Below are 11,113 nucleotides of genomic sequence, written 5' to 3'. Positions count from 1 at the left end.
ACTGAAAAGCTGATGGAGTACCGGACCTACCTCCAGAACATCCCGTACTTCGACCGCCTCGACTACGTGGCGCCGATGAACCAGGAACACGCGTTCTGTCTGGCTATCGAGAAACTGCTGGATCTTGAGGTTCCGATCCGCGGTTCGCTGATCCGGGTGATGTTCTCGGAAATCGGCCGGGTCCTGAACCACCTGCTCAACGTCACCACGCAGGCGATGGACGTGGGCGCGCTCACCCCGCCGCTGTGGGGCTTCGAAGAGCGCGAAAAGCTGATGGTGTTCTACGAGCGCGCCTGCGGCGCCCGGCTGCACGCCAACTACTTCCGTCCGGGCGGCGTCCACCAGGACCTGCCCGAGGCCCTCGTAAATGACATCGGCGATTGGGCCGATGCGTTCGCGCGGCCGATCGGAGACATCGACAAGCTGATCACCGGCAACCGCATCTTCAAGCAGCGCAACGTCGACATCGGCGTGGTGACCAAGGAAGAGGCGATCACCTGGGGCTTCTCGGGCGTGATGGTGCGTGGCTCGGGCATCGCGTGGGACCTACGCCGCAATCAGCCCTACGAGTGCTACGACGACTTCGAGTTCGATATTCCGCTGGGCGTGAACGGCGACTGCTACGACCGTTATCTCTGCCGCATGCAGGAGATGCGCGAGTCCGTCAGGATCATTCAGCAGTGCGTCGCGCGGCTTAAGAAAACCCCTGGTCCGGTCATGACCGAGGACAACAAGTTCGCGCCGCCGCGCCGTGGCGAGATGAAGCGTTCGATGGAAGCGCTGATCCACCACTTCAAGCTCTACACCGAAGGCTTCCGCACCCCGCCGGGCGAGGTCTATTCCTGCGTCGAAGCCCCCAAGGGCGAATTCGGCGTGTTCCTGGTGTCGGACGGCACCAACAAACCCTATCGCTGCAAGATCCGCGCGCCGGGCTATCCGCACCTGATGGCCATGGACTGGATCAATCGCGGCCACATGCTGGCCGACGTCTCGGCGATCCTCGGGTCGCTGGATATCGTGTTCGGGGAGATCGACCGTTGAGCGCGCCTGCCTGCATCAGCCCCTTCGACGTGGCCGAGGCCCAGCTCGAGGCCTACAACGCCCATGACCTCGACGGTCACTGCGCGTGCTTCGCCGACGACGTCGTGGTCGCCGACCTGAACGGGGCGGTGACGATCAGCGGCATCGCGGCCTATCGCGCCAAGTACGAGCAGGTGTTCGCGGACTTTCCGCAGAATCACGCCGAGCTGCTGAACCGCATCGTGGTCGGCGCCCGCGTCATCGACCATGAGCGAGTGAAGCGTTCGCCGGACGCCGATCCCTTCGAGGTCGCCGCCATCTACACCATCGCCGACGCCAAGATCGTCCGCGTCGACTTCGTGAAGTGAGGATCGCTTGAGCGTTCGCCGCCTCTCCCCGAACCAGCCTGCGAGCTTCGCCCTCTCGAAAGAGAGCCTGGAGCAGGCGCAGTGGTGGATCTCGAAATACCCGGCCGGTAAGCAGCAGTCGGCGGTGATCCCGATCCTGTGGCTGGTTCAAAAGCAGGAGGGCTGGGTTTCCGAGCCCGCCATCCGCGCTGTCGCCGAAATGCTCGGCATGGCCAAGATCCGGGTGCTGGAGGTCGCGACCTTCTACACCATGTTCATGCTGGAGCCGGTCGGCACGCATGCGCTGGTCCAGGTCTGCGGCACCACGCCTTGCGCCCTGCGCGGCGCGAACGACCTGCTGGCCCACTGCAAGAAGCGGCTGGGTCCGAAGGATCACCGCTCGGCCGACGGCAAGTTCTACTGGCAGGAAGTCGAGTGCCTTGGCGCCTGTTCGAACGCGCCGATGGCGATGATCAACGACTATTACTACGAAGACCTCACGGTCGAGAGCTTCGACAAGCTGCTCGACGAGTTCGCCGCGGGCCGTACGCCGGCGCCGGGCTCGGCCACCGGCCGCCAGGGCTCGTCGCCCGAGGGCGGACCGCTCGTGTTGATCGATCCGTCGCTCTATGACGGCAGCCGCGCCAAGCCCATTAAGTCTCTCCCGAACGCGCCCAAGCCTACCAAGGGCGCCAAGGAGCCGGCGGCGTGAGCAGCATGATTTTCGTCGCGGGCGTTGTTCGCCCTGCGCAAAAGGGAGTGTAGGGGCCTTGGTCGGCATCCTCGAAGACAAGGACCGCATCTTCACGAACCTCTACGGCGTCCATGATTGGGGCCTAGAGGGCGCGAAGGCGCGCGGCTGCTGGAACGGCACCCGCGAAATGCTGAAGCAGACCCCGGAGTGGATCTGCGATCAGATCAAGGAATCGGGCCTGCGCGGACGCGGCGGCGGCGGTTTCCCAACGGGTTTGAAGTGGACCTTCATGCCGAAGGCCGAAAGCGAGCGACCGCACTTCCTGGTCGTCAACGCCGACGAGTCCGAGCCTGGCGCCTGTAAGGACCGCGAGATCATCCGCAACGATCCGCATCTGCTGATCGAGGGATGCTTGGTGGCCAGCTACGCCATCCGCGCCCACACGGCCTACATCTACATCCGCGGCGAATACGTGCATGAGCGCGAGCGCCTGGAAGCGGCGATCAAGCAAGCCTATGAGGCTAAGCTGATCGGCAAGGGCAACGTCCACGGTTGGGACTTCGACCTTCATGTCACCCACGGTGGCGGGGCCTATATCTGCGGCGACGAAACCGCGCTGATGGAGAGCCTGGAAGGCAAGAAGGGCCAGCCGCGCCTGAAGCCGCCGTTCCCCGCGGGCGCCGGCATCTACGGCGCACCGACCACCATCAACAACGTCGAGTCGATCTCGGTCGTCGGCACCATCCTGCGCCGCGGCGCCGACTGGTTCGCCGGTTTCGGCCGTCCGAAGAACTCAGGCATCAAGCTGATGGCGGCCTCGGGCCACGTCAACAAGCCCTGCGTGGTCGAAGAGGCCATGTCGATCCCGATGCGCCAGCTGATCGAAGACCACTTCGGCGGCGTGCGCGGCGGTTGGAGCAATCTGAAGGCCGTGATTCCAGGCGGGATTTCGATGCGCATGATCCCGGCCGAAGAGGCCGAGGTCGCGCTGATGGACTTCGACGACCTCGCCGGGCGCCGCTCGGGCTTGGGCACCGCCACCATGATCGTGATGGACAAGGACGCCGATCTGGTCCGGGCCATCGCGCGCGCCTCGTACTTCTACAAGCACGAGAGCTGCGGCCAGTGCACGCCGTGCCGTGAAGGCACCGGCTGGATGTGGCGGGTCATGGAACGCATGGCGACGGGTGAAGCCGAGATGAAGGAGATCGATCTCCTGCTCGACGTCGCCAGCCAGGTCGAAGGCCACACCATCTGTGGTCTCGGCGATGCTGCGGCATGGCCGATCCAGGGCCTGTTCCGCCACTTCCGCCACGAGGTCGAAGAGCGGATCACCAACTACCGTATCGGCAAGCCGCACGTGCAGGGCGCGACCCTGGCGGCGGCGGAGTAGCGGCATGCCAAAAGCCACAGTCAACGGCGTCGAGGTCGAGTTCGAGCCCGGCATGACGGTTCTGCAGGTCGCGGAACTGGCCGGGGAAGAGATCCCGCGCTTCTGCTATCACGAACGTCTCAGCATCGCCGGCAACTGCCGGATGTGCCTGGTCGAGGTCAAGCCTGGCCCGCCGAAGCCGCAAGCTTCGTGCGCGCTGCCGGCCGCCGAAGGCAATGAGATCATCACCAACTCGCCCATGGTCAAGAAGGCGCGGGAAGGGGTGATGGAGTTCCTGCTGATCAACCACCCCCTCGACTGCCCGATCTGCGACCAGGGCGGCGAGTGCGATCTGCAAGATCAGGCCATGGGTTATGGCCGCGACGACAGCCGCTACGCCGACAACAAGCGCGCGGTCGAAGAGAAGTACATGGGGCCGTTGATCAAGACGGTCATGACCCGCTGCATCCAGTGCACGCGCTGCGTCCGCTTCATCACCGAAGTGGCCGGCGTGCCGGAAATTGGTCTCATCTCTCGCGGCGAAGACGTTGAAATCACGACTTATCTGGACAAGTCCGTCACCTCGGAACTGTCCGCCAACGTGATCGACCTCTGCCCGGTCGGCGCGCTCACCTCCAAGCCCTACGCCTTCAACGCCCGTCCTTGGGAATTGAAGAAGACCGAGAGCGTGGACGTGATGGACGCGCTCGGCTCGGCCATCCGGGTCGACAGCCGCGGCCCGGCCGTGCTGCGTGTGCTGCCGCGCCTGAACGAAGACATCAACGAAGAGTGGATCAGCGACAAGACGCGCTATGCGGTCGATGGCCTGTCGCGTCAGCGTCTTGACCAGCCTTTCCTGCGCAAGGGCGGCCGCCTGCAGCCCACGACCTGGGCCGAGGCTTTCGAGCTGATCGCATCCAAGGTGAAGGCGACCACGCCTGATCGCGTCGGCGTCATCGCCGGCGACGTGCAGGACGCCGAGTCGATGAAGGCGGCGCTCGACCTGTTTGGCGGCATGGGGGTGAAGAACCTCGATTGCCGGCAGGACGGCATGGCGCTGGGCGCCGGCCCGCGTGAGAGCTGGCTGCTGAATTCCACCATCGCCGGCATCGAAGACGCCGACGTGATCTTGCTGGTCGGGACCAATCCGCGCCTCGAGGCTCCGGTGTTCAACGCGCGCCTGCGCAAGCGTTGGCTGGCTGGCGCTCTGCGCGTGGGCGTGATCGGCGAACAGACCGACCTGACCTACGGCTACGATTATCTCGGCGCCGGGCCGCAGACCCTTTCGGGTCTCTCGCGCGACAAGAGCGACTTCGTCACCGCCCTGAAGGACGCCAAGAAACCGGCGATCATCGTCGGCGCTGGAGCGCTGGCGCGGGCTGACGGCGCGGCCGTCCTGGCCGCGGCGGGCGCCGCCGCCAAGACCTTCGGCATGACCTGGAACGTGCTGCACTCGGCCGCCGCCCGCGTGGGCGGTCTGGATCTGGGCTTCGTTCCGGGCGAGGGCGGCAAGAGCGCCGGCGAAATGGTGGAAAAGGGCGCGCTCGACGTGCTGTTCCTGCTGGGCGCCGACGAAATCGACGCCAAGGGCTCGGACGCCTTCACGGTCTATCTGGGCACCCACGGCGACGCGGGCGCTCACCTGGCCGACGTGATCCTGCCGGGCGCCGCCTATACCGAGAAGGACGGCATCTACGTCAACACCGAGGGCCGGGTTCAGTTCGGCTATCGCGCGGTGTTCCCGAAAGGACAGGCCAAGGAAGATTGGTCCATCCTGCGGGCGCTCTCCGAACGCCTCGGCGCCAAGCTGCCCTACGACACCCTGGCCCAACTGCGGGTCAAGCTGTTCGCCGATCATCCGAGCTTTGGCCAGGTGGACTATGTCGCCGGCCCCGCCGGCGCGGCCTCGTTGGACCTTGGCTCGCTCGGTTCCAAGGGCGAGCTTTCCGAAGCGCCGTTCGCGAGCGCGGTGAAGGTCTTCCATCTGACTAACCCCATCGCGCGCTCCAGCGTCACGATGGCTGAGTGCGCCGCCGTGGTTTCCGGCGCCGCCAAGATCGCGGCGGAGTAGGGGCATGGACGCTGTCGCCAACACCTTCTGGACCACGCCGGGCGGTTGGACGCTGATCACGGTCGCCCAGATCATGGCCGTGATCCTGCCGCTGCTCGTGGCGCTCGCCTTCTTCATGCTGGCCGACCGCAAGATCTGGGCCGGCGTGCAGATGCGCAAGGGCCCGAACGTGGTCGGGCCATTCGGCCTGCTCCAGTCCTTCGCCGACTTGATCAAGTTCGTGCTGAAGGAAATCGTCATCCCCGACGGGGCCGACAAGTTCGTCTTCCTGCTGGCCCCGGTGCTGACCTTCACCTTGGCCCTGGTCGGTTGGGCGGTGATCCCGTTCGCGCCGGGCTGGGTGGTCGCCGATATCAATGTGGGTGTGCTGTACCTGTTCGCGATCTCGTCGCTGGGCGTCTACGGCATCATCATGGGCGGTTGGGCTTCGAACTCGAAGTATCCGTTCCTGGGCAGCCTGCGGTCGGCGGCGCAGATGGTTTCGTATGAAGTCTCCATCGGCCTGGTGATCGTCACCGTGATCCTGCTGTCCGGAACCATGAATCTGCAGAGCATCGTGGTGCAGCAGTCCGGCGGCTTCTGGAACTGGAACGTCTTCGGCGGTCAGGGCCTGCACAATCTGCCGATGGCGCTGGTCATGATCCCGATGGCGGTGATCTTCTTCCTCTCGGCCCTGGCCGAAACCAACCGCCCTCCCTTCGACCTTCCGGAAGCGGAATCGGAGTTGGTGGCCGGGTATCAGGTCGAATACTCGTCCTCGCCGTTCCTGCTGTTCATGATCGGCGAGCTGATCAGCATCGTGCTGATGTGCGCGCTGATCACGCTGCTGTTCTTCGGCGGCTGGCAGGCGCCGATCGACTTCGGCTTCGTTCACAGCTGGCCGGCGACGGTGCAGAGCTTCTACGGCCTGATGTGGTTCGTGATGAAGATCTGCTTCTTCTTCTTCCTCATCGCCATGGTGAAGGCGATCGTGCCTCGCTATCGCTACGACCAACTGATGCGCCTGGGCTGGAAGGTGTTCCTGCCGACCTCGCTCGTCGCGGTCGTGCTGGTGTCGGCCTGGCGTGTGTTCGGACCGACCGGGGCATGAAGATCCTGATGTCCAGCCTCCTTCTCATCTCCCTCGGCGCCTGCGCCGGGTCGGCCGGCGGACCTGATCCGCTCGGCGGCGTGGCCAGCTACGATGCGCTGAAGAATGCGCGCGAAGCCTGTGTGGCCAAGGGCGGAGAGTTGATGCGGGACGACCAGAACTCGGGCAAGCGCATGTCCGACTTCGCGTGCAAGAGAAAGTAACCCGCGAGATGATGCAGCGGATTTCACAAGCGGTTCGGGGCGCGGCCCTGATGGACTTCATCGGCGCCTTCGGCCTAGCGATGCAGTACATGATCAAGCCGAAGGCCACCGTGCAGTACCCGCACGAGCGCGGGCCCCAATCGCCGCGGTTCCGTGGCGAACACGTGCTGCGCCGCTATCCGAACGGCGAAGAGCGTTGCATCGCCTGCAAGCTCTGCGAAGCGATCTGCCCGGCCCAGGCCATCACCATCGAGGCCGAACCGCGTGACGATGGCAGCCGCCGGACCACGCGCTACGACATCGACATGGTGAAGTGCATCTACTGCGGTCTGTGCCAAGAGGCCTGCCCGGTAGACGCCATCGTCGAGGGCCCGAACATCGAGTTCGCGGTCGAGACGCGCGAAGAGCTCTACTACGACAAAGAACGTCTGCTCGCGAACGGCGACCGCTGGGAACGGCAGATCGCTAAGAATCTGGAATTGGACGCGCCCTACCGGTAAGAACCCGGGCGCGATTCCGAGACGAACCATTGTCGTCCTCGCGGGCTTCCAGCCGGCGCGGGGGACTTAAGTAACTAAGGGGCTGAGAAGAGCCGTCATGGCCTTGGCGATCGCATTTTATCTGCTGGCGGCGGTGACCGTAAGCGCCGGGTTCGGGGTGATTTCAGCCCGCAACCCCGTGCACTCGGTGCTGTTCCTCATCCTCAGCTTCTTCTCGGCCGCGGGCTTGTTCGTGACCTTGGGAGCCGAGTTCCTCGCAATGCTGCTGGTCGTCGTCTACGTCGGCGCGGTCGCGGTGCTGTTCTTGTTCGTCGTCATGATGCTGGACGTAGACTTCGCCGCCCTGCGGCAGGGCTTCGCGCGCTACTTGCCGCTCGGCGGCCTGGTGGCCGGCATCCTGGCGATCGAGATGATCGTGGTGGCGAGCGCCGTCGCGACCCAGGGCGCGACCAAGAACACGCCGATGGTGCATGGCGATGTCTCCAACATCGAGAGCATCGGCCGGGTGCTCTACACCGACTACGTCTACTTCTTCCAAGCCGCGGGGCTGGTGCTGCTGGTGGCCATGATCGGCGCCATCGTGCTGACCCTGCGCCATAAGCCGGGCGTTCGCCGCCAGGTCATCATGGATCAGGTCGCCCGCGAGCCGAAGACCGGCATGCGCATCGTCCAGATCAAGTCGGGCGAGGGGATCGACCAATGAGCATCGGGCTCACCCATTATCTCGCGGTGGCCGCGATCCTGTTCACCATCGGGGTGTTCGGGATCTTCGTGAACCGCAAGAACATCATCGTCATCCTGATGTCGATCGAGCTGATCCTGCTCGCCGTGAACATCAACCTGGTGGCCTTCTCGGTCTATCTGCACAACGTCACGGGGCAGATCTTCGCGATGTTCGTGCTGACCGTGGCGGCTGCTGAAGCCGCCGTCGGCCTCGCCATTCTTGTCACCTTCTTCCGTAACCGCGGCGACATCGCCGTGGACGACGTCTCTGTGATGAAGGGCTGACGGACCTCGATATGACACCGCAGTCTCTCATCACCACCGTGGTCTTCGCGCCGCTGATCGGCGCGATCGTGGCGGGCCTGTTCGGCCGCCGCATCGGGAACATGGCGTCCCAGACCCTGACCACCGGCCTGCTCATCCTGGCCGCCGTCCTGTCGTGGACGATCTTCGCCCAGTGGACGTGGGGCGGCCTGGAGCCGTTCACCATCCAACTGCTGCCGTTCATCAATATCGGCGACTTCCAGTCGAACTGGTCGATCCGGCTCGACGGCCTCTCGGCCGTCATGCTGGTGGTCGTGACCAGCGTCTCGTGCCTCGTCCACGTCTATTCGTGGGGCTATATGGCCGAGGACGACTCAAAGCCGCGCTTCTTCGCCTATCTGTCTCTGTTCACCTTCGCCATGCTGGCGCTGGTGACCGCCGCTGACTTCATGCAGCTGTTCTTCGGCTGGGAAGGCGTGGGCCTCGCGAGCTACCTGCTGATCGGATTCTGGTTCAAGAAGCCCTCGGCCAACGCCGCCTCCATTAAGGCTTTCGTGGTCAACCGGGTCGGCGATTTCGGCTTCGCGCTCGGCATCATGACTGTCTTCTGGATGTTCGGCACGATCCAATTCGCTGAGATCTTCCCGAAGGTTCCTGAGTTCGCCAACCAGGGCTGGTGGTTCGCCGGCACGTACTGGCACGCGGTGGATCTGGCCTGCGGCCTGCTGTTCATCGGCGCGATGGGCAAGTCGGCCCAGTTCTTCCTGCACACCTGGTTGCCGGACGCGATGGAGGGCCCGACTCCGGTTTCGGCCCTGATCCACGCCGCGACCATGGTGACCGCGGGCGTCTATATGGTCTGTCTGCTCTCGCCGATGTTCGAGTACGCGCCCTACACCAAGCAGGTCGTGACCCTGATCGGCGCCATTACGGCGCTGTTCGCGGCCACGGTCGGCTTGGCGCAGAACGACATCAAGCGGGTCATCGCCTATTCGACCTGTTCGCAGCTCGGCTACATGTTCTTCGCCGCTGGCGTCGGCGCCTATCAGGCGGCCATGTTCCACCTGTTCACCCACGCTTTCTTCAAGGCGCTGCTGTTCCTCGGCGCGGGCTCCGTGATCCACGGCATGCACCACGAGCAGGACATGCGGAAGATGGGCGGCCTGTGGAAGTACCTGCCGATCACCTACGTGGTCATGACCATCGGGACCTTGGCCATCACCGGCTTTGGCATTCCGAGCCTGCACCTCGGTTTCGCGGGCTTCTACTCCAAGGACACCATCATCGAGAGCGCCTTCGCGGCGGGCCAGCAGTTCGGCGGCGTGGCGTACTTCGCCTTCGTGGTCAGCCTGTTCGCGGCCGGTCTGACGGCCTTCTACTCCTGGCGTCTGGCGTTCATGACCTTCCACGGCACCCCCAAGTGGGCTGATGACGGTCACGGCCACGCGGCTGACGATCACGCCAGCTCGGCGCAGATCGAAACCCATGACGAGCCGCTGCCCAATGGTCACGACGACCATGGCCACGGCCACGATCACAAGCCGCACGAGAGCCCTTGGATCATGCTCGTTCCGCTGATCCTGCTGGCCTTTGGCGCAGTCGCGGCCGGCTACGTCTTCGTCGACCACTTCGTTGGCGAGGGCTGGAAGGAATTCTGGCGCGGGGCGATCTACAACGGCGCGGACAACCACATCCTCGAACACGCTCACCATTCCCCGACCTGGGTGAAGTGGGCGCCGCTGGTGGTGTCGGCCGTCGGCTTCGGGATCGCCTACTACGTCTACATCATGCGCGAGGGCCTCGGTGCGGCGCTCGCGGCTCGGAAGGGACCGCTGTGGACCTTCCTCTACAACAAGTGGTTCTTCGACGAACTGTATGAGGCGACCTTCGTGCGTGCTGCCAAATTCCTGGGCGACCTGTTCTGGAAGGGTGGCGACCAGAAGATCATCGACGGTCTCGGCCCCGATGGTGTGTCGGCTCTGTCCTACAAGCTGGGGCGGCGAGCTGGCCGCCTGCAGAGCGGCTACGTCTACCACTATGCGTTCGTGATGCTGCTCGGCGTGGCGGGACTGCTGTCCTACGCGCTCTGGGCCTGGGCTTAAGGGGAGGGCGATCCAATGACCGGCATTCTCTCCCTTATCACCTACTCGCCGCTGATCGGCGTCGCCGCGATCCTGCTTCTGCAGGCGCTCCGTCCCGCTGACGACCCCAAGACCGTCAACGCGGTCAAGTGGATCACCCTGGTCACGACCTTGGCGACCCTGGCGCTGTCAGTCCTGCTGGTGGCGCAGTACGATCCGGCCAATCCCGGCTTCCAGTTCGTGGAAGACGCCAGTTGGTTCGCGGGCCTGCACTACCGCATGGGCGTTGACGGGATTTCGATCCTGTTCGTCCTGCTGACCGCCTTCCTGCTGCCGATCTGCATCGCGGCCTCGTGGAACTCCATCGACAAGCGGGTGCCGGCCTACATGGTCTGCTTCCTGGTGCTCGAAACCCTGGTCATCGGCGTGTTCTGCGCGCTGGACCTGGTGCTGTTCTACCTGTTCTTCGAATTTGGCCTGGTGCCGATGTTCCTGATCATCGGCATCTGGGGCGGCAAGCGTCGGGTCTACGCGGCCTACAAGTTCTTCCTCTACACCCTGCTGGGTTCGGTCCTGATGCTGGCCGCGATCCTGCTGATGATCGGCGTCTCGGGCACTTCCTCGATCCCCGAGCTGATGAACTACAAGTTCGATCCGCACCTCCAGACCTGGCTGTGGCTGGCCTTCTTCGCCTCGTTCGCGGTGAAGATGCCGATGTGGCCGGTCCACACCTGGCTGCCCGACGCCC

At 64.4% G+C, this 11,113-nt stretch carries 12 protein-coding genes; all 12 read left to right on the top strand.

The window, feature by feature from the left end:
• On the top strand, positions 1-1,041 hold a 1,041-nt coding region (locus Q7T84_RS12590), incomplete at its 5' end, for an NADH-quinone oxidoreductase subunit D (protein ID WP_304809380.1).
• Positions 1,038-1,388: a nuclear transport factor 2 family protein gene (locus Q7T84_RS12585; protein WP_235536680.1), complete on the top strand. Its 351-nt coding sequence runs from the start codon at positions 1,038-1,040 to the stop codon at positions 1,386-1,388. The genes Q7T84_RS12590 and Q7T84_RS12585, both read left to right, overlap by 4 nt.
• Positions 1,389-1,395: 7 nt before the next feature.
• Entirely contained in the window at positions 1,396-2,079 is a 684-nt protein-coding gene (gene nuoE / locus Q7T84_RS12580; RefSeq protein ID WP_304809374.1) for an NADH-quinone oxidoreductase subunit NuoE, read from the top strand.
• Between the two features lie 58 nt (positions 2,080-2,137).
• On the top strand, positions 2,138-3,454 hold the full coding sequence (gene nuoF / locus Q7T84_RS12575) for an NADH-quinone oxidoreductase subunit NuoF (RefSeq protein ID WP_304809372.1): 1,317 nt from the start codon (positions 2,138-2,140) through the stop codon (positions 3,452-3,454).
• A 4-nt stretch (positions 3,455-3,458) separates the two neighbouring features.
• Positions 3,459-5,504, top strand: a complete 2,046-nt coding sequence (gene nuoG / locus Q7T84_RS12570) for an NADH-quinone oxidoreductase subunit NuoG (protein WP_304809370.1) — start codon at positions 3,459-3,461, stop codon at positions 5,502-5,504.
• Between the two features lie 4 nt (positions 5,505-5,508).
• On the top strand, positions 5,509-6,594 hold the full coding sequence (gene nuoH, locus Q7T84_RS12565; protein WP_304809368.1) for an NADH-quinone oxidoreductase subunit NuoH: 1,086 nt from the start codon (positions 5,509-5,511) through the stop codon (positions 6,592-6,594).
• Positions 6,591-6,797 carry a hypothetical protein gene (locus Q7T84_RS12560; protein ID WP_304809366.1) on the top strand — a complete coding sequence of 69 codons (207 nt, stop codon included), beginning with the start codon at positions 6,591-6,593 and terminating at the stop codon, positions 6,795-6,797. The genes nuoH and Q7T84_RS12560 overlap by 4 nt, the downstream gene beginning before the upstream one ends.
• Positions 6,798-6,805: 8 nt before the next feature.
• Positions 6,806-7,297 (top strand): NADH-quinone oxidoreductase subunit NuoI, encoded by a 492-nt coding sequence (gene nuoI, locus Q7T84_RS12555; protein ID WP_304809382.1) that lies wholly within the window; start codon positions 6,806-6,808, stop codon positions 7,295-7,297.
• Positions 7,298-7,394: 97 nt separating this feature from the next.
• Entirely contained in the window at positions 7,395-8,000 is a 606-nt protein-coding gene (locus tag Q7T84_RS12550) for an NADH-quinone oxidoreductase subunit J (protein WP_304809364.1), read from the top strand.
• Positions 7,997-8,305, top strand: coding sequence for an NADH-quinone oxidoreductase subunit NuoK (gene nuoK / locus Q7T84_RS12545; RefSeq protein ID WP_304809362.1), 309 nt, complete (start codon positions 7,997-7,999; stop codon positions 8,303-8,305). The genes Q7T84_RS12550 and nuoK overlap by 4 nt, the downstream gene beginning before the upstream one ends.
• Before the next feature lie 11 nt (positions 8,306-8,316).
• Complete coding sequence (nuoL, locus tag Q7T84_RS12540) at positions 8,317-10,386, top strand: NADH-quinone oxidoreductase subunit L (protein WP_304809359.1); 2,070 nt, start codon at positions 8,317-8,319, stop codon at positions 10,384-10,386.
• Between the two features lie 15 nt (positions 10,387-10,401).
• Positions 10,402-11,113, top strand: a 712-nt coding sequence (locus tag Q7T84_RS12535) for an NADH-quinone oxidoreductase subunit M (protein ID WP_304809357.1), incomplete at its 3' end; no start/stop codon positions are given.

It is taken from the genome of Phenylobacterium sp. (genome assembly GCF_030654915.1).
Taxonomy (GTDB): Bacteria; Pseudomonadota; Alphaproteobacteria; order Caulobacterales; family Caulobacteraceae; genus Phenylobacterium.
The sequence above is the reverse complement of the archived record's forward strand: the minus strand, read 5'-3'. Positions and strand labels throughout refer to the sequence as shown.